Origin of the sequence: Hoyosella sp. YIM 151337, from assembly GCF_026041215.1 — a bacterium.
Classification (GTDB): Bacteria; Actinomycetota; Actinomycetes; order Mycobacteriales; family Mycobacteriaceae; genus Hoyosella.
Genome location: NZ_JAPEIQ010000022.1, coordinates 116,009 through 140,433, shown reverse-complemented (window position 1 = coordinate 140,433; position 24,425 = coordinate 116,009). Strand labels below are relative to the sequence as shown.

Here is a 24,425-nt window from a genome sequence, read left to right as displayed (position 1 = left end):
GGTAACTCAACCGGCTAGGTGCTCCGCGGTCACCGGCTTCAGCACGATCCGCAAAAGGCCCAGCAGTAACCGTGGATCGATGTACTCTTTGCCGCGTCGTGCGCCCCAATGCAGGCAAGCGGCATCGCGGCAGCCTCGGTGCGCTCCGTCGATCACGGCGATCGGCGTGCCCTTGAGGACGCGGTCGCCGCGCATGACGAGTGGCCGCACCGGTTCGTACGTCGTTCGCACGCCATTGGCGTGATCGATCGACATGACCCCCCGGTCCGCTACCTGCCCCGCGAATGCGACGACACCGTCGTGGGACGCCAGAATCTCCGCGCCGGGCGCCGCACCGAGGTCGATACCGCGGTGGCCCGGCCCGTAGGGATGGGGTGGGCGCTCGAAGGTCCGGGTGATCGGGGGCGGTGGCTGCAGCGGCCAATCATGATGGCGGGAGTTTTCGCTCAGTCGCGCTGTGCCACTCTGCGCGCTGGCCGCCTGCAAGCTCAGAGGACCAGCGAATAGCATGAGCACACACAGGACCGCGAGCGTGAGCCGAGTCTGTCGGGTAGCGGGCATACAGCGACAGTGCCGCATGTATGGACTGCGGCGGACGTGCAAGCGTCAATTGTGGAAAACGCGCGGGGCGCGCTGACGCTATCCACAGGGTCGTGCGCGGAGTTTGTTGGTGCGGTATGCCCCGGTTACCCAGTTACGCCGATCTCGGCGTACACTGCTTGGCGGTGTGTTGTGTACACACCAGCAATTCGCGTTCCCGCATGCGGTCATCATTGCGCATAGGGTGCGGTCAGGATCGTGTGCCAAGCTCCCGGTTCTGGCGGTGCTCGAGCCGAGTGTGACGGCCAGGAGCCCTTCGGTCCTTCCGAGTTCGGAGGGTTGGGTCTTCTGGCGGGGACCAGGGCGAGGGCCACGAGGCTCATCGCAGCAACCGGAACACAGAGTGAGGAGCGAAGGCCCCACAGAACGGGCCGACAATCGCTATGGCTGTAGTAACCATGAAGCAGCTGCTTGACAGCGGCGTGCACTTCGGACACCAGACCCGTCGGTGGAACCCCAAGATGAAGCGTTTCATCTTCACCGACCGCAATGGCATCTATATCATCGACCTGCGTCAGACCCTGTCGTACATCGACAAGGCGTACGAGTTCGTCAAGGAGACGGTCGCACACGGCGGCACGATCCTGTTCGTGGGAACCAAGAAGCAGGCTCAGGAATCGATCGCGGCTGAAGCCACGCGCGTGGGTATGCCCTACGTGAATCAGCGCTGGCTCGGCGGCATGCTGACCAACTTCTCGACCGTTCACAAGCGCCTCCAGCGCCTCAAGGAACTCGAGAACATGGAGCAGACCGGCGGCTTCGAGGGACGCACCAAGAAGGAAATCTTGATGCTCACCCGTGAGAAGACCAAGCTCGAGCGCACACTCGGCGGTATCCGCGACATGGCCAAGGTCCCGAGCGCGGTATGGATTGTCGACACCAACAAGGAGCACATCGCCGTTGGTGAGGCGCGGAAACTCAACATTCCCGTTGTGGCGATCCTTGACACCAACTGCGACCCTGACCTCGTCGATTACCCGATTCCGGGCAACGACGACGCAATTCGCTCAGCTGCACTGCTGACCCGCGTCATCGCGGCATCGGTTGCTGACGGCCTTCAGGCGCGTGCCGGGCTGAACACCTCCGGCGACGAGAAGGGCGAAGGGGAGCCGCTCGCCGACTGGGAGAAGGAGCTTCTCGAATCGGCGTCACCCGCTGCAGAAGGCGCGGAAGCCCCTGCTGCCGAAGCGGCTACCGAGAACTGAACGTCACGAAAGCCCCGGATGATCCCCGGGGCTTTCCACTCGCATCAACGTGAGAAGCAACTAGAGGAGGCTCGCCCCACCATGGCGAATTTCACCGCCGCAGATGTCAAGCGGCTGCGGGAGCTCACCGGCTCCGGAATGCTCGACTGCAAGAACGCTCTCGCCGAGACTGACGGTGACTTCGACAAGGCCGTCGAGATCCTTCGCATCAAGGGTGCGAAGGATGTTGGCAAGCGTGCTGAGCGTGCTACCGCTGAAGGACTCGTCGCGGCCCAGGGCGGCGTGATGATCGAGCTCAACAGCGAGACGGACTTCGTGGCGAAGAACGCAGATTTCCAGGCACTCGCCGACGAGATCGCTGCTGCCGCTGCAGCTACACAGCCCGCAGACCTCGAAGGTCTCAAGGCTCTCGACCTAAATGGCCGCACGGTTGACGCTGCGGTTCAGGAACTCGCCGCCCGGATCGGTGAGAAGCTCGAACTGCGCCGCGTCGTGGCGTTCGACGGCCAGGTTGCTACCTACCTGCACAAGCGAAGCGGAGACCTGCCTCCCGGTGTCGGCGTGCTTGTCGAATACACCGGCGAGGGTGAAGCCGCTGCCAATGCCGCACGCGAGGCGGCAATGCAGGTTGCTGCGCTAAAGGCACGATATGTCACGCGTGACGATGTCCCCGCTGACGTCGTCGAAAACGAGCGGCGCATCGCTGAGCAGACCGCGCGTGAAGAAGGTAAGCCTGAGCAGGCGCTCCCCAAGATCACCGAGGGTCGCGTTAACGGCTTCTTCAAGGACACGGTGCTCGTCGAGCAGGCGTACGTGAAAGACAACAAGAAGACAATCAAGTCGCTCCTCGAGGAGGCCGGTGCCACGATCACGCGCTTCGCGCGGTTCGAAGTCGGCCAGTCCTGACCGGAGTGCCTCTTCCGTCTACGAATGAACGATGAGGCAAAATAATGCGGGGTTGTTTGATGGCGAAGCACCATCAGACAGCCCCGCATTTGCCTGTATAGCGCAATAGTGAACGTGGCGACGAGCAAGGAGAGAAATGGCGGAAGACACACCCTCGGATCGGCGCAAATACAAGCGGGTCTTGCTCAAGCTCGGTGGCGAGATGTTTGGTGGCGGCAAGATCGGTGTCGACCCGGATGTCGTCCACATGGTCGCAGAACAGGTCGGTGAGGTCGTTCGCGGCGGTGTCGAGGTTGCCATCGTTATCGGTGGCGGCAACTTCTTTCGCGGTGCTGAACTGCAGCAGCGAGGTCTCGACCGATCGCGTGCCGACTACATGGGCATGCTCGGCACTGTGATGAACTGCCTCGCGCTGCAGGATTTCCTCCAGCAGGTGGGTGTTGACACACGCGTGCAGACGGCTATCACGATGGGCCAGGTGGCAGAGCCGTACATCCCGCTGCGCGCGATCCGGCACCTCGAAAAGGGACGCGTAGTCATCTTTGGCGCCGGCATGGGAATGCCGTACTTCTCTACGGACACGACAGCCGCTCAGCGGGCTCTCGAGATCGGCGCTGAGGTGGTCCTGATGGCGAAAGCGGTTGACGGTGTGTACACAGCGGACCCCAAGCTCGACCCCACTGCCACCATGTTCGACGAGCTGACTCATCGGGAGGCCCTGGAACAGGGCCTCAAAGTCGCTGACGCTACTGCATTCAGTTTGTGCATGGACAACAACATGCCGATCATCGTGTTCAATCTCCTCAAGCACGGCAATATCGCTCGTGCCGTATCGGGTGAGCACGTCGGTACGCTCGTCAGGCCCTAGCAGGCCGCGCCATGATCACGCCGGGTAGGTTAGTAGTTCCGGCGTGATGAGATAGTGGATAGACGCAAAGGACCAGGAGAAGGTGCCGTGATTGATGAAGCGCTCTTCGACGCCGAAGAGAAGATGGAAAAAGCCGTATCGGTAGCGAAGGACGAACTCGGTTCCATTCGCACCGGCCGGGCAAACCCCGGAATGTTCTCGCGCATCGCAATCGAATACTACGGTTCGATGACTCCGATCACGCAGCTCGCAAGTATCAATGTGCCCGAAGCGAGGCTTGTGGTGATCAAGCCATATGAAGCATCACAACTTCCTGCCATCGAAACCGCGATCCGTAATTCGGATCTCGGCGTGAACCCCAACAATGATGGAACTCTGATCCGTATCGCAGTTCCTCAATTGACTGAGGAACGCCGCCGCGAGCTGGCCAAGCAGGCTCGCTCAAAAGGGGAAGACGCGAAAGTCGCGGTGCGCAATGTGCGTCGCAAGGCGATGGACGAACTCTCCCGAATCCAGAAGGACGGTGAAGCGGGCGAGGACGAGGTTGGGCGCGCGGAAAAGGAGATCGACAAGCTCACCGCGAAGTACACGGCACAAGTGGACGAACTGGTGAAACACAAAGAAACGGAACTCATGGAGGTCTAGCCTCATTCGCGAGTAAAGTCCGTTAACAAATGTGTGCTTGAGGGGAGTAACTGTGGCTGAGGACCGGGAACCTAGTCAATCGATGACAGGCTCAGGCCAACCCGGAAATACAGCCCCGGATCAGCCGAAGACTTCCCGCGCTGGCCGCAATCTGCCCGCGGCGATTGGTGTCGGCGTCGGCCTTGGCGCGCTGATTATTGCGATCCTCATCATCGACGCGCGTGGTTGGGTGTTTCTCGTTGCGGCCGCACTTACGCTCGCAATTTGGGAGCTTTACAAGAGGCTTCGTCAAGAAGGCTACTGGCTGCCGCTCATCCCGCTCATAATCGGTGCGCCGCTGACGACGCTGTCGGCGCTGCCCTTTGGTGTACGCGGCGTACTTACCGGCTACGCCGTCACGGCTGTGGTTTCGATGGTGTGGCGCCTCCTTCATAACGGTCTCGGCGGTAAGCCGGAAAACTTTGTTCGCGACATCGCGATCACCATCTTCATAGCCACCTGGGTCATACTGTTCGGCGGCATCGGTGCCTTGCTCGTACTCACTGATCAGGGTGCCGGTCCGCTCTGGGTGCTCATGATCACGGTCGTGTGTTCAGACATCGGTGGATACACCGCTGGCGTCCTTTTCGGGAAGCACCCGATGGTGCCGCAGATCAGCCCGAAGAAGTCGTGGGAAGGCCTGGCGGGCTCGATGCTCGCCGGCATCGTCGGCTGTGTCATCACCGTGTGGATTACACTAGACGCGTCACCAGTCCTCGGTATTTTCATTGGTGCCGCGCTCGTGATCTCGGGAACGCTTGGTGATCTCATTGAATCCCAGTTCAAGCGTGACCTCAGCCTGAAGGACATGGGTACGCTGCTTCCCGGGCACGGTGGCCTGATGGACCGGCTGGACTCGCTGCTGATATCTGCGGTCGTGATGTGGAGCATCATCGCGTTGTTCGGGTATCAGGTGACGGTCTGACAATTGGGCTGGTGGCGCGGTAGGCCTGGTAATCGGGCGCGTGGCGGTCCGGTCATCGCCAGCCCGAACATCTGGAATTGGCCTGACGTCTACGAGATCGAGAATCATGCGCAGGATGCGCACGACGCTGTCTGGCGCGTGATCGAAGGTGTTGCGCCCTGGTCTGGCAGCGACGTTGTGGATGTCGGCTGCGGGGCAGGGTTCCATTTACCGAAGTTCGCCCACGAAGCCCGGTCGGTAATTGGGGTGGAGCCGCACGAACCGCTAGCTGAGCGAGCGCGTGCGCGAGTGACCTCCCTCGACAATGTGATGGTGATGAAAGGTAGCGCCGGCCACTTGCCTTTGGAGGCAGCTTCCGCGGACATCGTCCACGCCCGCACCGCGTACTTCTTCGGTCCTGGCTGCGAGCCTGGGATCCGCGAATCGCTCCGGGTGCTGCGTCCGGGGGGCACACTCGTCATCGTGGATCTCGATGCGACTGCGCACCCTTACGGCGCGTGGATGCGCGCCGACCTGCCGAAATATCGGCCCGACGTGGTTGAGGAGTTCTTCCGCAAACAAGGCTTCGCATTACAGCGGGCTGACACCGAGTGGGTGTTCGAGCGGCGCGAAGATCTTGACGCGGTTCTCGGGATTGAATTCAGTCCGCGCATCGCGGCCCGGGCACGCGGGGAAACCTCCGGATTGAGCATCACTGTGCGCTATCGGATTCACTCGCTGCGCCGCGAAATAGCTGCACTGTGACCCGGCCCCGTGCCAGCTTGCGCAGTTTGTCTACTGCAGGCCTTTGCGTGCGGCTCGGCGCAGTTGCAGAATGCGCACACCCCCGATACAGGCAGCGATCAGGATGCCGAGGATTGCTGCCGCGAGCAGTGCGACACCGAGCGGGATATTCCATTCCCAGAACAACACCAGAATCCGTGTTGTGTCCTGGTTCTGGATGATGAAAATGAGCAGCAGAACGAGGAGCAGCGCCCCGGCAATCAGCGCTGTCCACCACCCTCCAGCGCGGGTATGCGGCAAGCTTGTCGCGGTGGCTTTGCCTTTTCCCGCCGGAGCAGGCGTACTGGAAACAGGGACCTGGGTGGCGCCTGCGGGCTCAAGTGAGCCCTCGGAAGCCGCGTCGTAGTCACCTGTGACTGGTAGGTCGGCTTCCGCCTTCTTCTCCGGCTCGTCCGCTTTCGATGCCATGAAACGATCATGACGCATTCCGCCCGTATGCGCACGGATTCTTGAATGTGGAGTATCCGTGGGAGACTGGTTGCACCATGACTGTCGATCTCCCTCTTGTTTTCACCGCGCCGAAACGCGGGATGCCGCCGCGGCACTTCGCTGATCTCACGCGTGAGGAGCGTCGCGAAGCCGTTGTCGAACTGGGCATTAAGCCGTTTCGAGCCGACCAGATTGCGCGCCACTACTACGGCAGGCTCGAAGCGGATGCCGCAGCAATGACGGACCTCCCCGCAGGTATTCGCGCGCAGGTGGCGGGGGCGCTGTTTCCTGCGCTACTCACTCCCGTCCGGCATCTTGCGTGTGACGCGGGGGAGACGAGAAAGACGCTGTGGAAGGCCCACGACGGGACTCTGCTCGAAAGCGTGCTGATGCGTTATGCCGATCGCGCCACGGTGTGCATTTCGAGCCAGGCTGGCTGCGGTATGGCATGCCCGTTTTGCGCGACCGGTCAGGCTGGTTTGACGCGGAATCTGTCGACCGCAGAAATCGTCGACCAGGTGCGGGCTGCCGCGGCCGCGATGCGTGACGGGGAAGTAGGCGGTGAACCTGGCCGCCTCTCCAACGTTGTATTCATGGGGATGGGGGAGCCGCTCGCGAACTATAAACGCGTCGTTGCTGCTGTGCGAAGGATCACTGATCCAGCCCCGGACGGGCTTGGGCTCTCGCAGCGCAGCGTCACGGTTTCAACCGTGGGCCTCGCGCCAGCCATCCGCAAGCTTGCCGACGAGAAACTGAACGTCACACTCGCAGTGTCGCTGCACACGCCGGACGATGAGCTGCGTGACACGCTAGTTCCGGTCAACAACCGCTGGCCTGTCGCGGAGGTTCTTCAAGCTGCCCGATATTACGCTGACACGTCTGGCCGCAGGGTGTCGATCGAGTACGCGCTGATTCGCGACATCAATGATCAGGGCTGGCGTGCGGATATGCTCGGAAAAAAGCTGCGCAAGGCCCTCGGCCACCTCGTTCACGTCAACGTGATCCCGCTTAATCCCACCCCGGGCAGCAAGTGGGACGCGAGTCCGAAGGCGGTCGAGGCAGAGTTTGTGCGCCGCGTCCAGGAACAAGGAGTGCCGTGCACAGTGCGGGATACCCGCGGCCAGGAGATCGCGGCTGCCTGTGGGCAGCTCGCGGCGGAGAACTAGCAGGTACGTTACGCCGGCGCGGCGAGCCTTGCTCGGCCACGCCGGTAAACGAACGTCAGATCCGGCGTTTACGCTCTTTACGAGTGTCGATGTTGTATCTGACGAGAAGGAAGACCAAGGTCAGTCCGATGCCCAGAATCCAGAGGTTCTCGACATTGCCCTCGTGGTTACCGATCAGATAGGCGAACACCAGGACCGTGAAAAACCAGCCTGCTGCCTGGAAAACAGCGGGGGCCTCACCATGCCAGCCCCATCCCACTGAAGGCTCGTCAGCAGGGTCGACCTTCGAGCGCGCGATAGCACGGTGCAAACCTGGATCCACATTCGTGTCGGCCACTGTGATCCCTCCTGATCAGTTCAAATATGCCTCTGCGCAGGCTGCTGGTGAACCAGATTCCCGCGCCACACGCAGTTCACTGCGCTCATCCTGTCATACTGACCGCCACCGGGCGCACTTGGGTTCGTGTTGAGTGTCGGACGGCCCGTTTGTGTCCGGCGCGCGGTTGTCTGCACCACCCTTGCGTGATGCCGGCCGGGACATCAGTGACAATGTCCCGGTGACGACCACTCCGCAGCGCGTTCTCATACTCGGCAGCACAGGTTCAATCGGGACCCAGGCGCTCGAGGTCATCCGCGCGAACCCAGACAAATTTACCGTTGCTGGGCTCGCAGCCGGCGGAGCGAACGTCAGCCTGCTGGAAGCGCAGATCGCGCAGACGGGCCTATCCGCCGACGCCATCGCGGTCGCTGATCCCAGCGGTGCCGCCCGGTTAAACATGCCCGGTGTCCGAAGCGGCGGGGATGCAGCTAGCGCACTAGTCGAATCGTGCGAAGCTGACGTTGTTCTCAATGCGCTCGTTGGATCGCTCGGCTTGCAGCCGACGCTGGCTGCCTTGAAGACCGGTGCACGGCTGGCGCTGGCCAACAAAGAGTCCCTTGTTGCAGGCGGGCCCCTCGTCACCGCAGCGGCGCAGCCAGGACAGATCGTCCCTGTTGACTCAGAGCACTCAGCGCTCGCGCAATGCTTGCGTTCAGGGCGGGCGAGCGAGGTAGCGCGGCTCGTCCTCACTGCGTCCGGCGGGCCCTTTCGCGGCTGGAAATCAGGCGATCTCGAAGCGGTGACACCCGAGCAGGCGGGTGCTCATCCCACCTGGTCAATGGGACCGATGAACACACTTAACTCCGCGACGCTCGTCAACAAGGGACTTGAACTGATCGAGACACATCTGCTCTTCGGTGTCCCGTACGATCAGATCGACGTGGTGGTGCATCCGCAGTCGATCGTCCATTCGATGGTGACCTTCACCGATGGATCCACGATCGCGCAGGCCAGTCCGCCGGATATGCGACTGCCAATTGCGCTAGCCCTTGACTGGCCCGATCGGGTCGCGGGGGCCGCGCAAGCACTCGACTTCACCCAAGCGATGCGCTGGGACTTCGAACCGCTTGACGACGAAGTGTTTCCCGCAGTCCAGCTAGCCCGTGCCGCCGGCACGGGCGGCGGGTGTCTGCCCGCCGCGTACAACGCAGCGAATGAGGAGGCGGCAGCCGCCTTTCTGCGGCGAGCCATACCTTTCCCTAGCATCGTCCGTATTGTGGAAGCGGTTCTTTCCAGCGCGGACGAATGGTCAGCCGTGCCGGGTACCGTGGACGACGTACTCGCCGCTGAGGGCTGGGCGCGTGCGCGTGCCCGTGAGCTTGTCAAACAGGAGGACGCACCCCGCTCATGATGTTCACCGTTGGTGTGATCCTCTTCGCGCTCGGCATCGGGATCTCTATCGCAATTCACGAATACGGCCACCTCGCGATGGCGAAGGCGTTCGGGATGAAAGTCCGCCGCTATTACATCGGCTTCGGGCCGCGGATCTTCTCCTTCAAACGGGGCGAGACCGAGTACGGGCTCAAAGCGATCCCCGCAGGTGGCTTTTGCGACATTGCCGGCATGACGGCCCTTGATGAACTTGAACCGGACGAGCACGACCGTGCCATGTACAAGCAGGCAACGTGGAAGCGCCTGCTTGTGATGCTTGGTGGGCCGATCAGCCATGCGATCATCGCCCTTGCCCTCGTATTCGTGCTCGCTGTCGGGTGGGGGTTGCCGCGGCTTGCCGCAGACGCGGTTGTGGGGCAAACGACCTGTGTTCCGGCTACCCAGGCGCCCGTCGAGCGCGGTGCAGATGGTCTGCTCACCGGTGGCGAACTTGCTGAATGTTCTGGAGTTGGCCCGGCAGAGGCGGCTGGTGTCCGGGCGGGTGACGTCATCGTTGCCGTCAACGGCGTGGAGACGGAAACGTTCAGCGACGTTGTCCAGGAAGTTCAGCCCGCGACGACCAGCGTCGCGCTTACGCTCGACCGGGCTGGTGAGCGGATTGAAATCACTGTTCCTGTGGAACGCGTTCAGCGGTACGTGGTGCAGTCGCCGGTTGACGATCCGCGAGAAGCGACGGTCGGTGCGATCGGTGTGACGAGCGCCCCGAACGTCACCGAGTACGGGGTTCTTGCTGCAGTTCCAGCCACGTTCGGGTTTATGGGCGATCTGACGGTCCAAACCTGGGAAGCGCTGCTGCGGTTCCCGGAGCGCCTCCCTGCGGTCGCACGTTCGATCGTCGGTGAAGACCGCGACCCGGACACCCCAATCAGCGTGGTGGGGGCCAGCCGGCTCGGTGGTGAGGTCGCCGACATGGGCCTGTGGGAGGTGTTTATTCTCCTGCTTGCGGTCCTCAATCTGTTCGTCGGACTGTTCAATCTGTTGCCACTGCTTCCGCTAGACGGCGGCCACATGGCTGTGACGATTTATGAGGCGATCCGTAACCGTCTGCGCCGTTTGATGGGGAAGCCGAACGGCCCGCCGGTGGATTACACCAAGTTGATGCCCGTCACGTTCGTTGTGATGGTCATTGGCGCCGGGATTATGCTGTTGACTATCACCGCTGACATCGTCAATCCGATTACGTTCCGGTGAGCAGGCGCTCGCCCACGGCGCGTTGACAGCGCATCGTGTGAGTCCGCAACAAGGAAGGTTTCCGTGACTGGCCCAAGCTCCGCCGAGCAGACAACCCCCACTGTCCCGTCAACTGGATCCGTGGGCCTGGGGATGCCGGCAGGTCCAGCGCCGACCCTCGCGCCGCGCCGCAAAACGCGTCAGCTGATGGTCGGCGATGTTGGCGTCGGAAGTGACTATCCGGTGTCCGTCCAGTCGATGACCACAACGAAGACGCACGACGTCAACGCGACCCTGCAGCAGATCGCTGAACTCACAGCTTCCGGTTGCGACATTGTGCGCGTCGCGTGCCCTAGACAGGAAGACGCCGACGCGCTCGCCACGATCGCTAAGAAGAGCCAGATTCCCGTGATCGCGGACATCCATTTCCAGCCGCGTTACATCTTCGCTGCGATCGAGGCTGGCTGTGCTGCGGTGCGCGTGAACCCGGGCAACATCAAAGAATTCGACGGCAGAGTGCAAGAGGTCGCGAAGGCGGCGGCAGACGCGAACACGCCGATCCGCATTGGGGTTAACGCCGGTTCGCTCGACCCCAGGTTGCTCGCCAAATATGGCAAGCCCACCGCCGAGGCGCTCGTCGAGTCAGCGCTGTGGGAAGCCAGTCTCTTCGAGGAACACGGGTTCGGTGACTTCAAGATATCTGTTAAGCACAACGATCCCGTGGTGATGGTCCGAGCCTACGAGATGCTCGCAGAGCAGTGCGACTATCCGCTGCATCTGGGTGTGACCGAGGCAGGCCCGGCGTTTCAGGGCACAATCAAATCAGCCGTCGCGTTTGGTGCGCTGCTGGCGAAGGGAATCGGTGACACAATTCGTGTCTCGCTCTCCGCGCCGCCCGCGGAGGAAGTGAAGGTCGGCCACCAGATACTTCAGTCGCTTAACCTGAGGCCGCGCAAACTTGAGATCGTGTCGTGCCCGTCGTGCGGCCGCGCCCAGGTGGATGTTTACACGCTGGCGAACGAGGTGACCGCAGGTCTCGAAGGCATGGAGGTGCCGTTGCGCGTCGCTGTGATGGGCTGCGTCGTCAATGGCCCAGGTGAGGCGCGCGAGGCAGACCTCGGTGTCGCGTCCGGCAACGGTAAGGGGCAGATTTTCGTGAAGGGCAAGGTCATCAAGACAGTGCCCGAAGCGAAGATTGTGGAAACGCTGATCGAGGAAGCCATGCGCATCGCAGACGAGATGGAGTCGGACGGGGAGGGCGCCGGCGCCCCGGTCGTCACTGTCAGCTGAGGCCGCCTCAGGTTGCTGCGGGTCGGTTTCGCGCCGAATGCAGTATTTCTTCACGGGTTCAGCCGTGAAGAAATTACGTACGGGTTGAGACGTGCAATACGGAGGGCTACCGCTTCTCGGGCGGCGCGTGGCAATCTGGTGTAGTGCTGAAGTTGCTGGGTGCGAGGTCGCTGGGGCTGCGGGATACCCCAGCGGTACTGCGCGCTCTGGACACGGATCCAGTGGCTGCATGCATGGTCGTTTCACGCGTCGAGGAATTCGGTGTGGACCCGCGATTTCTGCGGGGCGAGTTGTGGAGCCGCGGTAAGCCAGCGGAGTCACTGTGTTTTTCCGGGGTCAATCTCATCCCGCTGCGGGGTGGGGACGACGATTTGCGTTCCTTTGCTGACCGGGCGTGTCGCAGCCCACGACTGTGCTCGTCGCTGGTGGGGCGGGCGGAGCTGGTGCTGCCGTTGTGGGACTTGCTGGCGGCTGACTGGGGGCCGCCCCGGGAAGTGCGTGCGGAGCAGCCCATGCTCGTTTTGCGGGGTCCATCGGCGTGCAAACCGGATCCGCTGACGCGTCGCGTGCGGATCGATGAGTTCGAGATGTACGTGGACGCTGCAGTCAAGATGTTCATCGAAGAGGTTGGCGTCGATCCGTGTGCGCACGACGGTGGGCGTTCGTACCGGTACCGGGTGCGCAGTCTTATCGAATCGGGGCGCGCGTGGGCGCGGTTCGAGGATGGAAAGGTTGCGTTCAAAGCTGAGGTCGGCTCGATGTCGAGCCGGGTTGGGCAAATCCACGGAGTTTGGGTGGCTCCTGAGTTTCGGGGCTGCGGCATCGGTGCCGGCGGGACGGCGACGATCGCTGAGTCAATTTCCCGGGCAGGCCGGCTGCCAAGCCTGTACGTCAACAGCTACAACGTTGCAGCGCGCACCATGTACGACAAGGTCGGTTTCAGCCAGGTGGCGACATTCGCGACCGTCCTTGTGGACTGAGGCGTTTTAGCGCTGCGCCTTTCCGCCCATTACTCTCGTATTCATGCCTACGCGTTCGTTGTTGAGTCCCGGTGTCGTGTCGCCTGCGCGCAGTGTTCCTGCATCGATAGAGCATCCCGAATACGCATGGAAGAAGACGGCGAAAGAGGGCAGCGAGCCGTGGGTGCAGACGCCGGAAACCATCGAGGCGATGCGCGTCGCGGGCGGCATCGCCGCGCGGGCCATTCAGGAGGCGGGTAAGGCTGTCGAACCGGGGGTCACAACGGATCACCTCGACGCCATTGTCCATGAGTATCTGCTGGATCACGGCGCTTATCCGTCGACGCTCGGCTACAAGGGCTTCCCAAAGTCGTGCTGCACATCGCTCAACGAAGTGATTTGTCATGGAATTCCGGATTCAACGGTGATCGAGGACGGTGACATCGTCAAGATCGACGTCACCGCCTATATCGGTGGCGTGCACGGTGACACGTGTGTCACGTTCGGTGCTGGCAACGTGTCCGAAGAGCACCAGCTGCTGGTCGAACGCACTAAGGCCGCACTCGACCGCGCAATCAAGGCTGTGCGGCCGGGCAGGCAACTCAACGTGATCGGCCGTGTGATCGAGTCCTACGCCAACCGCTTCGGATACGGCACGGTCCGGGCTTTCACTGGTCACGGCGTGGGTCCGACCTTTCACAACGGGCTGGTCATTCTGCACTATGACGATCCGGATGTTGACACGGTGATCGAGCCCGGCATGACGTTCACGATCGAACCGATGATCAACCTCGGCGGCATCGACTACGAGATTTGGGACGATGGCTGGACGGTAGTGACCAAGGATCGCAGCTGGTCGGCCCAGTTCGAGCACTCCCTCGTTGTCACGGAGACGGGTGCTGAAGTCCTCACCCTGCCCTGACCCGGTACAGGACCGGGGATGAAGGGGGCGTTGCTCGTCGCGGGCACCACATCGGATGCTGGCAAGAGCTTCGTTGTGGCCGGCCTGTGCCGGCTGCTGGCGCGGCAAGGCGTGCGTGTTGCGCCGTTCAAGGCGCAGAACATGTCGAACAACTCGGCGGTCACACTCGACGGCGGTGAGATTGGCCGTGCGCAAGCACTGCAGGCTGAGGCGTGCGGTCTGGCGCCGAGTGTGCGCTTCAACCCGATTCTCTTGAAACCGGGCAGCGACCGCACTTCACAACTTGTTGTGCGCGGCAAGGTTCAGGGCTCACTGCACGCGGGTGATTACCAGACGAATCGGACCGCACTGCGTGACGTAGCTCTGAGCACGCTCAATGAACTCCGCGACGAGTTCGACGTCGTGCTGTGCGAGGGTGCGGGGTCACCGGCTGAAATCAATTTGCGTTCCTCTGACGTCGCTAACCTGGGTCTCGCGTCCGCCGCCCGGCTGCCCGTGGTCGTAGTTGGCGACATCGATCGTGGTGGTGTGCTCGCACACCTTTTTGGCACGCTCGCGGTGCTTTCGCCGGAAGACCAAGGGCTCATCTGTGGTTTTCTCATCAATAAGTTCCGCGGCGACCCCGCCTTGCTCCAGCCGGGTCTCGATGAGATCAGCGCACGCACGGGCAGACCAGTACTGGGCACAATCCCGTACTTGGACAGCCTGTGGATTGACGCCGAAGATTCACTGTCGAGTGCGGTGGGCAGAGTGGTCGGAAAGCCGAAGGCGCCACGCGGTGCTCAGTGGCTCAGGGTGGCTGCGATCCGGTTGCCGCGCGTGTCGAATGCGACGGATGTTGAGGCGCTCGCCTGCGAGCCGGGCGTGATAGTGCGCTGGGTGGATGATCCCGGTTCGGTGCACGACGCCGATCTCGTGGTGCTGCCTGGCTCCAAGTCGACGGTGGCCGACCTTACGTGGTTGCGCCGGACGGGCCTGTCGGACGTGCTGCAGGCGCGCGCCCGGGCGGGCCGCCCGCTTCTAGCGGTGTGTGGCGGGTTTCAGATGCTCGGTAAGTCGATCACTGATGGTGTCGAATCGAAGCAGGGGTGCATCGATGGGCTCGGCGTTTTCGACCTCGACATCGCCTTCTCACCAGCGAAGACCCTGACGGTGCCAGCCGGGACGGGAACGGGGTTCGCTGATGCGATTCCGGTCGGGGGCTACGAGATTCACCATGGGCAGGTTGTCCGCAGCGCGGAGGAGCCACTGCTGTTGTCCGGAGGCCGCCCAGAGGGTGCTTACAAGGCAGGTCTATACGGTACGCACTGGCACGGTTTGCTCGAAAACGACGGGTACCGCCGCGCGTTTCTGGCTGAGGTCGCGCAGTGTGCAGGAGCAAGAGGGTTCGCTGTCGCCGATGATGTCAGCGTCGCGGCTGAGCGCACCGCACAGCTCGACCTGATAGCGGACGCGCTTGAGCACCACCTTGACGTGGACCGCGTGTCCGGGTTGCTCGAAGGTGGCGTCCCGAATGCGCAGCCGCGCCTCGAGTCACACTTGCGCGGCTGAATCCTCGGCGAGTTCGAAAGCACGCGCGGCGGCAGATTCCGCCTCCGATCGGTCCTGCGCAACCAGGCCGATCCGGGTTCGCCGATCAAGGAGGTCGCTCACGTCTAGGGCGCCCTCATGCGTCACCCCGAAGACGAGTTCAGCCATGGTGACGGGCACACTTGTGCTGATGGGCTGCAGAAGTTCCGGGTTGCGGGCTAAGAGCGGTGCTTCCCGCCCGTAACGGCGGACGAGCCGCCGCGGTGCGGTGGATTGAGCGAGCGCATGCCGGGTCGCCGCGCCCACGATGGGCAAATGATGGGTTTCGCAGGGCCCGGCGCTCAGGCTGCCGTGTGCAGCTGCGGCATCGACGGCATCTTCGGCCATCTGCCGGTATGTGGTGAGTTTCCCGCCCACGACGGTGATGATGCCCGCCCGGGAGACAAGGATTGCGTGCCTGCGCGAAAGGTCGGCGGTGCGGCCGCCAGAGGCAAGCAGAGGCCGCAGCCCGGCGAACGCGCCGACGACATCCGCGCGGTCGGGCCGTGCCGCGAACGCGGGGCCGATCACATCAAGAAGGAAATCGATGTCCGCAGCTGGCGCCTCAGGAACGTCCGGCACGGCGCCGTCAGCTGGTTCATCAGTAAGCCCCACGTACACGAGTCCATCCGGCTGTGGCAGGGCGAAGACGAAGCGATTGGTTTCGCCCGGTACGGGCATAGTGATCGCGGCGGTGGGATAACCGAGTGTTTCGCCGCGCAGCACGATGTGGGTTCCGCGGGACGGACGGAGCGAGACGTCCGGGTCGATGGTGCTCGCCCACACGCCGGTCGCGTTGATGACGGTGCGCGCCTTGATGCTGTGCCGCGTGCCTGTGAGTTCGTCACGAACCTCGGCGCCGTCGCCGCTCGCGTTCAGGACACGCGTGCGGGTGAGGATGCGTGCACCCAGTGCTGCCGCAGTGCGGGCCAGCCCCACGACGAGCCGCGCGTCATCCTCAAGCTGGCCATCCCAGGACAGCAGGCCGCCACGCAGGCCGGTTCGCTCGATTCCGGGTGCGAATGCGGCGGTTTGAGCAGGGGAGAGCCGCCGGGGTGGGGGAAGCACGGCCGATGGCGTTCGCGCGGCGCGGCGCAGGACGTCGCCCGCCATGAAGCCGGTTCCGGCAAGAGTGCCCTGTGACCGCGCCACTGTTGGCAGCAAGGGCAGCAGCATGGGTAGCGGCCGCACCAGATGAGGAGCAGTGCGCGTCATGAGAATGCCACGCTCGAGCGCACTTTCGTACGCGACACCGACTTGGCCTTTCGCGAGGTAGCGCAAGCCGCCGTGGATGAGCTTGGAACTCCACCGCGACGTGCCCCACGCGAAATCGAACGCGTCGACTGCTACGACATTCAGGCCTCGCGCTGCTGCGTCGAGAGCGGCGCCTGCCCCGGTCACGCCGAGGCCGATAATGAGAACATCGCAGACGCGGCCGTCGGTGGCCTCTGCGAGTTCCCTTTCTCTCCGGTGCGCGGACAGAGCGCTGTCGAGGATAGTCATGGCGTGAGGTACCTCTCGATGAGTTCTTGGTACTGGGCGCAAAGCTCGTGCGGTGCGAGTGAGTCGGTCATTGTTGTGCCGGAGAAAACGTATCCCTGCATCGCTGTGAGGATTGTGCGAGCGATGACGCGTGGATCGCCGGGGCGAATGCCGCCAGCTTCCTGACCGGTCTTTAGCGCGAGCTCTAGTACGGCCAGCAGTGAATTCTGGGCGCGGCCGCGCCGGCGCAGGATGTAGGGGAGCAGCAGTTCGGGATCGACTTCAACGACCTTCTGGAAGAGAAGGTTGTCGCGCACCGCGGCGGCTACGTCGAGGACCGCGGTGCTGACGGTGCCTGGTGTGATCACGGCTGGATCGCTCGGCGCGAGTGCGTGCATCCCGGCGAGTGACGACCATTCGCGGGCCATGACGTCGCTCATCAGCTTCGTCATGTCTTGCCATTTGCGGTAGATAGACATCCTCGAAATGCCCGCGCGTCGCGCGACGTCGGTGAGGGTGGTGCGGCGCCACCCGACCGCGATGACGCAGTCTCGCGCTGCATCAAGGACGGCATCTTCATCAATTGTCTTGTGACGTTCAGGCGCCATATGTAACACTGTAACACATGGCTGAACAAATGCACTGGGCCCGGTGGGGCAATCCAGACCACCGCGCCGACCTTCCCGAGTCCGCCTGGAAGCTGCTTGAATTCGCGTTTGGGCCACGGCAAGACACACCCGGCGTAGCACTCAGCGAAGTGCGGGTCGCCGCGCCCGCGCTGAATCTTGCGGTGCTCGATGCGTTCCGCGGAGTGCTTGGTCCGGACGGCGTCAGCGTGGACCGTGATGCGCGCATCCAGCACACCCGCGGCAAGTCCACGCCTGACCTGCTTCGAATCCGCAGCGGGGACGTGTCTGACGCGCCGGACGCGGTTCTGCGCCCGCGGAGTCACAGTGACGTTGTAAAGCTCCTCGAACTGTGCTCCGAACATCGCGTCGCAGTGGTGCCGTACGGCGGCGGGACGTCGGTCGTGGGCGGCCTCGCGGCACGGAGGGACGGCTATGCGGGGGTCGTCGCGCTCGATATGGCAGGTCTTAACGCTCTCGCCGACCTCGACACGGTCTCCGGCGTGGCGACGCTCGGTGCTGGACTCTTGGGTCCGCAGGCAGAAGCCCTGCTCGCTGAGCACGGCTACACGCTCGGGCATTTCCCGCAATCCTTCGAGTACGCCAGCATCGGCGGTTTCGCCGCGACTCGCTCGAGCGGTCAGGCGTCATCCGGGTATGGGCGTTTCGACGCGATGGTTGTCGGGCTCACGGTGGCAACACCCGTCGGCACCCTCACCCTCGGTTCGTCGCCGTCGAGCGCGGCGGGCCCGGACTTGCGCGAGCTCGTTCTTGGGTCTGAGGGCGCTTTCGGTGTCATCACTGAAGTTGCGCTCCGGGTGCGGCCGCTGCCGGAGGAACGAATTTATGAAACGTGGCGGTTCCCCACGTTCACTGCGGGGCGTGATGCGATGCGGGCACTCGTTCAGGCAGGACTGCGCCCGACTGTCCTGCGGCTGTCCGACGAAGCGGAAACTGCGATCAACCTGGCTAAGCCGTCGGATGTCGGCGGCAGGTCAGGTGGTGGCTGCCTCATGGTCACCGGCTATGAGGGCGAGGTGGCGCAGAACAGCCGGACACGCACTGCCGTCACAGGCGCCCTGAGCGCCGCCGGAGGCGATTGTCTCGGGGCTGAGGACGGAGAGCAGTGGGCTGAAGGCCGGTTTCACGGTCCCTACCTGCGAGACATCCTTCTTGACCACGGTGTTCTCGTCGAGACGCTGGAGACGGCGACGTTCTGGTCAAACGTCGGCGAACTGTACTCGAGCGTGAAGCACGCCCTTGAGTCCGCACTCGCGGAGCAGGACACACCCGCGATCGTTCTCTGCCACATTTCCCATGTGTACGAGACGGGCGCGTCACTGTATTTCACAGTAGCTGCGCGACAGCTTGAGGATCCGATCGCGCAGTGGGATGCGGCAAAGAAAGCCGCCTCGGATGCGATGATCAGCTCGGGCGCGACGATCACGCATCACCATGCCGTGGGGCGCGACCACAAACCGTGGTTCGCTCAGGAAATCGGTCCGGTTGGGGTCGAGATTCTCCGTGCGGTCAAAGAACGCATAGACCCTAACGGCATCATGAACCCGGGAGTGCTGATCCCATGAGATCATTCCACCTGCTGGTGAACCCTGCTTCTGGCGGTGGAAGCGCGATCGAAGCCGTGAAGCCAGTGGCGCAGCGGCTTCGCGATGCTGGTGCGAACGTCACGATCACCTACAGCACGGGCAAACTTCGGTCGCAGGAAATGATCCCGGATTCAGTAGCCCGAGGCGAGATTATCGTCGCGGTCGGGGGTGACGGGATGGTCGGTTCGGTTGCGGGTGCGGTCGCGAACGCAGGCGGGACGCTTGGCATCGTGCCCACCGGGCGCGGCAACGACTTCGCGCGTCAACTGGGACTGTCAAAGGATGCCGACAGCGTCGCCAAAGTGCTTTTGGACGGTGTGCCGCGTCCAGTCGACGTGATCGAAGCGGCAGGCGTCACCGTCGTCGGCAGCGTGTATGCGGGTGTTGATTCGCTCGCTTCAGCGCTCGTTGACAAGGCGCACTGGCTCCCGAAGGCGTTGCAATACCCATACGCCGCTGTGCGGGCGCTTGCCGCTTTTCCGCCGCAGAACTACGTCGTGACGGTCGACGGCAATCGCCACCGCTTCACGGGCTGTACTGTCGTGGTCGCGAATTCGGGTTTCTACGGCAGCGGCATGCACGTGGCGCCTGAAGCCGATCCGGCTGATGGACTGCTCGACGTGGTGATGATCGCAGCGTCGTCGCGCTGGCGGCTGATCGCTGCGATGCCCACCGTGTACAAAGGCACACATCTGGCGCGTCCCGAGGTCATCTGGGTGCGGGGGAGGGAGGTGACCGTCGAGTGTGCCGGGGAAGTCGACGCGTACGGTGACGGCGACTGGCTCGCTCCGCTTCCCGTGACAGCGACCGTGCGCCCTGGCGCATTGCGTGTCGTTCAGTGAACAGCCTCGCTCATATCGGCCTCGCGCACCTTGGCGATGAGCTGCTCGAGCAGGGGCTCGGGCAATGCTCCTGGCTGCGAGTACAGAACGACACCGTCACGGACGGCCATCAGGGTCGGGATCGAGCGGATCTGGAATGAGCGGGCGAGTTCCTGCTCCGCCTCGGTGTCGACCTTGGCGAAGACGATGTCGGGATGCTTCGCGGAGACCCGCTCGAAAATCGGGCCAAACATTCGGCATGGTCCGCACCATGAGGCCCAGAAGTCGATGAGGACGATGCCTTGCTGGCTGGCTACGTCGCTGAAGTTCTTGCTTGTGAGGCTGACTGTTGCCATGGGTTGCTCCTTGCGGCTGATCGATGGAATATACCCCCCGGGGTAAATAATCCATCGATCAGCCGCATTATTCCCGCCCGGCGGTCAGACGGGGGAGCGGCGCGCCACCACGAACGCGGTGAGGCCCGCGCCGAGCGCGAGCAGCGCAGGCGCACCCAGGATGATCAGTTCGAGCGGGAGTTCGGTAATCGCGTCCCAGATGGCCGGCCACCAGCCCTGCCAGATGTTCACTACTGTGACTGAGCCGAGCACGATGAGCAGCGTGAGAATGACACTCCACACGCCTGTCGTGCCCCAGCGCTGATATACGGCACCGTAGAAAGCGCCGAGGACGCAGCCGGCGAATATCACTAGCGGCCACATCGCCCACTGCGCTACCGGTGCTGCAGGGATCTGGGTGGTCACCCGGAAGAATATGAAATCCACGCCCCAGCCTCCTGTCGCCTCCTCGATCAGCGCGAATACCCCTGCGGCCAGCGAAAGGCCGAACGCCAGCGCTGCCCCGTACAGCATGGTGCTCGCGAAAAAGGCGCGTCGCGTGAGGCCCAGACTGAGGGCAAAGGGCAGCGTCTGGGCGAAGGACTGCACGCCGAATACAAAAAGGAAAATGGCGAGCACGATGGGGGATGAGCTGTTCATCTGCTCACTAGTGCCGGAGATCGCAAGAATGATCGCGAACTGAACGGCGAAGATCGCGGCGAGAATGGCTGCGATCCAGGCCAGCATTTGTGGCAGCGTGGCGGTATGCAGCCGCATCGCGCTCAGAGTGTGCGTGGCGGCCGATGGCCGTGTCATCACCGATGTCATCACTAATTCCTCACGAGAGAACGGGTCGTTCGTACGACTGGCCGGGCCGCCACTCACGCGGCGCCCCTCGTTGTCGTGTGGACGACAAGCTGCTGCAGGGAGACTGGTTCGACAGTCAGGCCGCCGCGCTGCGCGTCAGCCTTGCGGAGTTCGCTATATGGCAGCTCTGCGGTCACACGAGCCTGACTGCCGAGCGTCTCGCGTGCGAGCACGGGTGCGGCCCCGACGAAGCTGTCGACTGTGGCGGCTTCACCCGTAATCACAGACGCGCGAGAGCGGAGACTATCGGCTGAATCGTCGAGCAAGATGCGGCCCTTATCGATCACGAGCACATGCTCGATGAGGTTGCTGACTTCGTCGATAAGGTGGGTCGACAGGACGATCGTGCGGGGATGTTCGCCATAGTCAGCGAGCAGCCGATCGTAGAACATCTGCCTGGCCACCGCGTCAAGGCCCAGGTACGGCTCGTCGAAAAAAGTGAGCGGAGCGCGGGATGCGAGGCCTACGATCACGCCGAGGGCGGACAGCATGCCGCGTGAGAGTTTCTTTACCTTGCGCTTGAGCGGGAGCTGAAAATCGGCGAGGAGTTCCTCGGCGAGATCGGCGTGCCAATGGGGGAGCAGGTGGCCTGCAGTCGACAAGACGTGCTTGACCAGGTAATCGTCGGGATACTTCTGACTTTCCCGGATGAAGCTCACCTGCGAGAGGACTTTCGCATTCTCGAGGGGCGGTTCCCCCAGAATGTTGATCGTGCCGCTCGTTGCGAACTCTTGGCCGGTCATTACGCGCATGAGCGTGGTCTTGCCGGCACCGTTGCGGCCCAGCAGCCCGTGAATCGTGTTGGGCTTGAGCTCGAAACTCACATCGTCGAGCGCGAGCACCGAGCCGAACTTCTTTGTGACGCCCTGGCAGCGCGCGGCAGCGACTGCGGTCATCGTTGTACCTCCTGCTGGTCGAGCATTCTTTTCAAGTCGGTCAGGGAAATGCCGAGTTTGTCTGCCTCGGCGACAAGGGGCTCGATGTACTGACGCGCGAATCGCTCCTGCCGCCGACGGCGCAGCTCCGCACGCGCCCCCGGCGCGACGAACATGCCAATTCCCCGTCTCTTGTAGAGCACTCCGTCAGAAACGAGCTGGTTGAGCCCTTTTGCCGCGGTTGCGGGGTTGATTCGATGAAACGCGGCGAGCTCGTTCGTCGAGGGTGCCTGTGCTTCCTCCTCGAGAGTGCCGTCAATGATCGAGTTCTCGATGATCTCGGCAATCTGGACGAAGAGCGGACGTCCGTCATCCATGCGCCCGCCTCATGCTGGAGAACTGGTTGACCGCTTCAGTGGTTCATTACTCATGTAACTAACCATAGAAGAGATGCGCCCATTCGGCAACCAAACTGGGGCTGTGTGCTGCGTCCTAGCGGCCAATCTTCGTGATATCGCACAACTGCGCAGGTAGAGCGAGGGCAAGTCGCGTAACGTTCACTGCATGGAACTCGTCTCGGTCTCAGTCGGAGATGCGGAGTATGAGGTGCGGTGCGATGGGGATCACCGAAGTGGTGCCGTGCTGATCATCGGATCGGCGGGGACAGCCGCGGAGGAGTATGGCGACCTCTGCGCGCGCCTGCACAACTCAGGCCTTCGCACCATCACTCTTCCGTACCGGCCAGGTATGGACTATAAAGCGGCGCTCGCCGCAGTCGACGCCGCGAAAGCTGCGTGGGTCCACGTAGCTGGCCACAAAGAGGGTGCGGAAGTCGCCTGGCAATTCGCTGCCCGTCACTTCAATCGGGTCTCAAGCCTCGTTGTGCTGGGCGGTGGCCATCCAGCGGCTGCAACCGCGCATGCACCGGCATCTGACACGGATTGCCCTGCCGTCGAGGTGGGGACGACGATTATCGCGACCGATGCCGCGGAACTCACCCAGGCCAAGGCAAGCGGCCCGTTCGTTCGCGGCGATCTCCGGATTGTTTCGGCAAACGCAAATGGTGGCAACGACGCATCTGCGATTGTTGCCACCGAGGTAGTTCTGCGTTCTAACCCGTGGTGAGGTGCAAGTTCTTCGCCGTCGGGGAGGTCTGAACGGACTTCGGGTCGGGAAATGTTCCAAGGACGCGGTCGGCAGTCCCGGATGTTGTCACCGTGAACCAGTAGTGCTCGTTTTTGAAATGATGGTTGCGGTGATTGCGCCAGATGGCCCGGTAGACGCGTGACCGCGGCCGGTAATTGCTGTGAATCAGGTAGTGCATCCACTCGTACACAAGTCCAATGATGCTCATGGTGAGCAGGAACGTCAGTGCGAGTCCCAAGCGAGGGAACGCTAGCAGCGAAAGCACTGCAAGTGCCGGTATGACCATGCTCAGCGTCTGCCATGGGATAAAAATCAGCGCAACGTTTTTCGGGTCCGCGTGATGTGCCCGATGGCTTCGGGCGAGCCGCGAATCAAGCGTCACGCCGCGGACGCTGCGGGGGCGCCAATGCAGTACGCAGACGTGGATCACCCATTCCACGAAGGGAAAAACCGCAAGCACCGCTACCGGGACCAGCGCGTCGCTGAGTCGCCAGTCGCCAGCGAGCAGTCGGGCCGCGGCCGTCACAACGATCATCGCCGCGAGCATCCACGGTGTGGGCTGCCGCCAGAAGGCACGCGCCGCGGCGGGGAGCGAAAGAAGTGAGCGTGCCGGTCCGTTAACCGCATCGAACGGCCGCTGCTGAGGTTTCTGTGCTTTCATCGAGCATCCTTGATCGAATTGAGTACGGCGGTAAGGGATGTGGTGCCAGCCATAAGAAGGCTCCGGGCCCGCTCACGGGCCTGCTCTGCGTCCGCGTTCGCAATTGCTTCGGCAAGATCGAGGTAGGCCTGGCTATTGCTGACCTCCGCCTCGAGTGCAGCGGCGAGGACTGTGATCATCGGCTCATACGCCCGGCGCAGGCTGTTGAAAATGAGCCGGAATGCGATGGAGTCGGCGGTATCGACCACCGCATCCCAGAAGTGCAGTGCGCGGTACTGCAGCTCCACCGCATCTGCCGAATCTGCCGCCAATGCATCGGCTGCGGCGCGTACCCGTGCAGCCTGTTGCCCGGTCGTGCGCGCCGCAGCGAGAGCTGCGACCTCGGTGCCCACGAGTTGCCGTGCCTCAACCACGCTGAGCGCCACGGATACCTGGGGCAATCCGGACTCGCCCGCACCAAGAAGGAGCTGCGGCAACAACTCTGGCCCCGCATGTGCGCGATAGTCACGAACAGACGTCGCATCACCCTGGCGAACTTCGACAAGCCCCGCCTGGGAGAGCTTCTGAATGGCCTCGCGGATTGCCGGGCGAGAGACCCCGAACGCCTCGGCAAGGCGCCGTTCGCTCGGCAGATCATCACCCGGCGCGAGCTCCCCACTCAAGACTCGCGCCGAGATTTGGTCAAACACCGCCGTTGACGCTGAAGTCCGGGAGATTGCCTCAAACATACGGTGAGCTTAGCCATCAGGTGGCTAGGG

The 24,425-nt window shown here is 62.8% G+C and carries 27 protein-coding genes; 16 read left to right on the top strand and 11 right to left on the bottom strand.

All coding sequences use genetic code 11. The features are described 5' to 3' along the window. Window positions 1–6: 6 nt before the first annotated feature. Window positions 7–561 (bottom strand): M23 family metallopeptidase, encoded by a 555-nt coding sequence (locus ONR57_RS11570; protein ID WP_265123532.1) that lies wholly within the window; start codon window positions 559–561, stop codon window positions 7–9. Window positions 562–983: 422 nt separating this feature from the next. On the opposite strand from ONR57_RS11570, the gene rpsB reads away from it, so the two are divergent. From rpsB to ONR57_RS11540, 6 genes are all read left to right on the top strand, one after another. Next, on the top strand, window positions 984–1,805 hold the full coding sequence (rpsB, locus tag ONR57_RS11565) for a 30S ribosomal protein S2 (protein WP_265123531.1): 822 nt from the start codon (window positions 984–986) through the stop codon (window positions 1,803–1,805). Window positions 1,806–1,886: 81 nt separating this feature from the next. Continuing rightward, on the top strand, window positions 1,887–2,711 hold the full coding sequence (gene tsf / locus ONR57_RS11560; protein ID WP_265123529.1) for a translation elongation factor Ts: 825 nt from the start codon (window positions 1,887–1,889) through the stop codon (window positions 2,709–2,711). A gap of 136 nt (window positions 2,712–2,847) precedes the next feature. Continuing rightward, a complete protein-coding gene (pyrH, locus tag ONR57_RS11555; RefSeq protein ID WP_265123528.1) occupies window positions 2,848–3,579 on the top strand; it encodes a UMP kinase in 732 nt (243 codons plus the stop codon). Window positions 3,580–3,666: 87 nt separating this feature from the next. Continuing rightward, entirely contained in the window at window positions 3,667–4,224 is a 558-nt protein-coding gene (gene frr, locus ONR57_RS11550; RefSeq protein ID WP_265123527.1) for a ribosome recycling factor, read from the top strand. 82 nt (window positions 4,225–4,306) lie between these two features. Then, window positions 4,307–5,188 (top strand): phosphatidate cytidylyltransferase, encoded by an 882-nt coding sequence (locus tag ONR57_RS11545; protein WP_265123632.1) that lies wholly within the window; start codon window positions 4,307–4,309, stop codon window positions 5,186–5,188. Window positions 5,189–5,191: 3 nt separating this feature from the next. After that, the gene (locus tag ONR57_RS11540) at window positions 5,192–5,932 is read left to right on the top strand and encodes a class I SAM-dependent methyltransferase (RefSeq protein WP_265123526.1); all 741 of its coding nucleotides are present in this window, start codon (window positions 5,192–5,194) and stop codon (window positions 5,930–5,932) included. Between the two features lie 30 nt (window positions 5,933–5,962). Here ONR57_RS11540 and ONR57_RS11535 read toward each other — a convergent pair whose 3' ends face one another. Next, entirely contained in the window at window positions 5,963–6,379 is a 417-nt protein-coding gene (locus ONR57_RS11535; RefSeq protein ID WP_265123525.1) for a lipopolysaccharide assembly LapA domain-containing protein, read from the bottom strand. Between the two features lie 77 nt (window positions 6,380–6,456). Between ONR57_RS11535 and rlmN the strand changes: the two genes are divergently transcribed. Next, window positions 6,457–7,566 carry a 23S rRNA (adenine(2503)-C(2))-methyltransferase RlmN gene (rlmN, locus tag ONR57_RS11530; protein WP_265123523.1) on the top strand — a complete coding sequence of 370 codons (1,110 nt, stop codon included), beginning with the start codon at window positions 6,457–6,459 and terminating at the stop codon, window positions 7,564–7,566. 55 nt (window positions 7,567–7,621) lie between these two features. Here rlmN and ONR57_RS11525 read toward each other — a convergent pair whose 3' ends face one another. Beyond that, complete coding sequence (locus tag ONR57_RS11525; protein WP_265123522.1) at window positions 7,622–7,903, bottom strand: DUF2631 domain-containing protein; 282 nt, start codon at window positions 7,901–7,903, stop codon at window positions 7,622–7,624. Between the two features lie 220 nt (window positions 7,904–8,123). Between ONR57_RS11525 and dxr the strand changes: the two genes are divergently transcribed. The 6 genes from dxr (at window position 8,124) to ONR57_RS11495 (ending at window position 15,229) form a co-directional block, all read left to right on the top strand. Beyond that, on the top strand, window positions 8,124–9,296 hold the full coding sequence (gene dxr / locus ONR57_RS11520) for a 1-deoxy-D-xylulose-5-phosphate reductoisomerase (protein WP_265123520.1): 1,173 nt from the start codon (window positions 8,124–8,126) through the stop codon (window positions 9,294–9,296). Next, window positions 9,293–10,528, top strand: a complete 1,236-nt coding sequence (locus ONR57_RS11515; protein WP_265123519.1) for an RIP metalloprotease — start codon at window positions 9,293–9,295, stop codon at window positions 10,526–10,528. Before dxr ends, ONR57_RS11515 begins: the two co-directional genes overlap by 4 nt. 132 nt (window positions 10,529–10,660) lie before the next feature. Continuing rightward, entirely contained in the window at window positions 10,661–11,797 is a 1,137-nt protein-coding gene (ispG, locus tag ONR57_RS11510) for a flavodoxin-dependent (E)-4-hydroxy-3-methylbut-2-enyl-diphosphate synthase (protein ID WP_265123631.1), read from the top strand. A 143-nt stretch (window positions 11,798–11,940) separates the two neighbouring features. Next, complete coding sequence (locus ONR57_RS11505) at window positions 11,941–12,777, top strand: GNAT family N-acetyltransferase (RefSeq protein WP_265123518.1); 837 nt, start codon at window positions 11,941–11,943, stop codon at window positions 12,775–12,777. A gap of 43 nt (window positions 12,778–12,820) precedes the next feature. Further along, entirely contained in the window at window positions 12,821–13,678 is an 858-nt protein-coding gene (map, locus tag ONR57_RS11500; protein ID WP_265123517.1) for a type I methionyl aminopeptidase, read from the top strand. An 18-nt stretch (window positions 13,679–13,696) separates the two neighbouring features. Further along, the gene (locus ONR57_RS11495) at window positions 13,697–15,229 is read left to right on the top strand and encodes a cobyric acid synthase (RefSeq protein ID WP_265123516.1); all 1,533 of its coding nucleotides are present in this window, start codon (window positions 13,697–13,699) and stop codon (window positions 15,227–15,229) included. Here ONR57_RS11495 and ONR57_RS11490 read toward each other — a convergent pair. Both ONR57_RS11490 and ONR57_RS11485 read right to left on the bottom strand, forming a co-directional pair. Then, entirely contained in the window at window positions 15,212–16,750 is a 1,539-nt protein-coding gene (locus ONR57_RS11490) for a glycerol-3-phosphate dehydrogenase/oxidase (protein WP_265123515.1), read from the bottom strand. The genes ONR57_RS11495 and ONR57_RS11490 overlap by 18 nt on opposite strands. Next, complete coding sequence (locus tag ONR57_RS11485) at window positions 16,747–17,337, bottom strand: TetR/AcrR family transcriptional regulator (RefSeq protein ID WP_265123513.1); 591 nt, start codon at window positions 17,335–17,337, stop codon at window positions 16,747–16,749. Before ONR57_RS11485 ends, ONR57_RS11490 begins: the two co-directional genes overlap by 4 nt. A 17-nt stretch (window positions 17,338–17,354) precedes the next feature. Between ONR57_RS11485 and ONR57_RS11480 the strand changes: the two genes are divergently transcribed. Next, window positions 17,355–18,941: an FAD-binding oxidoreductase gene (locus tag ONR57_RS11480; protein WP_265123511.1), complete on the top strand. Its 1,587-nt coding sequence runs from the start codon at window positions 17,355–17,357 to the stop codon at window positions 18,939–18,941. Next, window positions 18,938–19,804, top strand: a complete 867-nt coding sequence (locus ONR57_RS11475; protein ID WP_265123510.1) for a diacylglycerol kinase family protein — start codon at window positions 18,938–18,940, stop codon at window positions 19,802–19,804. Before ONR57_RS11480 ends, ONR57_RS11475 begins: the two co-directional genes overlap by 4 nt. Here ONR57_RS11475 and trxA read toward each other — a convergent pair. The 4 genes from trxA to ONR57_RS11455 form a co-directional block, all read right to left on the bottom strand. Further along, window positions 19,798–20,139 carry a thioredoxin gene (trxA, locus tag ONR57_RS11470; protein WP_265123508.1) on the bottom strand — a complete coding sequence of 114 codons (342 nt, stop codon included), beginning with the start codon at window positions 20,137–20,139 and terminating at the stop codon, window positions 19,798–19,800. The genes ONR57_RS11475 and trxA overlap by 7 nt on opposite strands. Window positions 20,140–20,223: 84 nt before the next feature. Then, the gene (locus tag ONR57_RS11465; protein ID WP_265123506.1) at window positions 20,224–20,946 is read right to left on the bottom strand and encodes a hypothetical protein; all 723 of its coding nucleotides are present in this window, start codon (window positions 20,944–20,946) and stop codon (window positions 20,224–20,226) included. Window positions 20,947–20,999: 53 nt separating this feature from the next. After that, window positions 21,000–21,881 (bottom strand): ABC transporter ATP-binding protein, encoded by an 882-nt coding sequence (locus ONR57_RS11460; RefSeq protein WP_265123505.1) that lies wholly within the window; start codon window positions 21,879–21,881, stop codon window positions 21,000–21,002. Then, a complete protein-coding gene (locus tag ONR57_RS11455; RefSeq protein ID WP_265123504.1) occupies window positions 21,878–22,237 on the bottom strand; it encodes a GntR family transcriptional regulator in 360 nt (119 codons plus the stop codon). Before ONR57_RS11455 ends, ONR57_RS11460 begins: the two co-directional genes overlap by 4 nt. A gap of 187 nt (window positions 22,238–22,424) precedes the next feature. Here ONR57_RS11455 and ONR57_RS11450 point away from each other — a divergent pair, with 187 nt between their 5' ends. Continuing rightward, window positions 22,425–22,985 (top strand): alpha/beta hydrolase, encoded by a 561-nt coding sequence (locus ONR57_RS11450; RefSeq protein ID WP_265123503.1) that lies wholly within the window; start codon window positions 22,425–22,427, stop codon window positions 22,983–22,985. On the opposite strand, the gene ONR57_RS11445 is transcribed toward ONR57_RS11450, so the two are convergent. Next, a complete protein-coding gene (locus tag ONR57_RS11445) occupies window positions 22,972–23,667 on the bottom strand; it encodes a sterol desaturase family protein (protein ID WP_265123502.1) in 696 nt (231 codons plus the stop codon). The genes ONR57_RS11450 and ONR57_RS11445 overlap by 14 nt on opposite strands. Then, on the bottom strand, window positions 23,664–24,395 hold the full coding sequence (locus ONR57_RS11440; protein ID WP_265123501.1) for a FadR/GntR family transcriptional regulator: 732 nt from the start codon (window positions 24,393–24,395) through the stop codon (window positions 23,664–23,666). The genes ONR57_RS11445 and ONR57_RS11440 overlap by 4 nt, the downstream gene beginning before the upstream one ends. Between the last annotated feature and the right edge of the window lie 30 nt (window positions 24,396–24,425).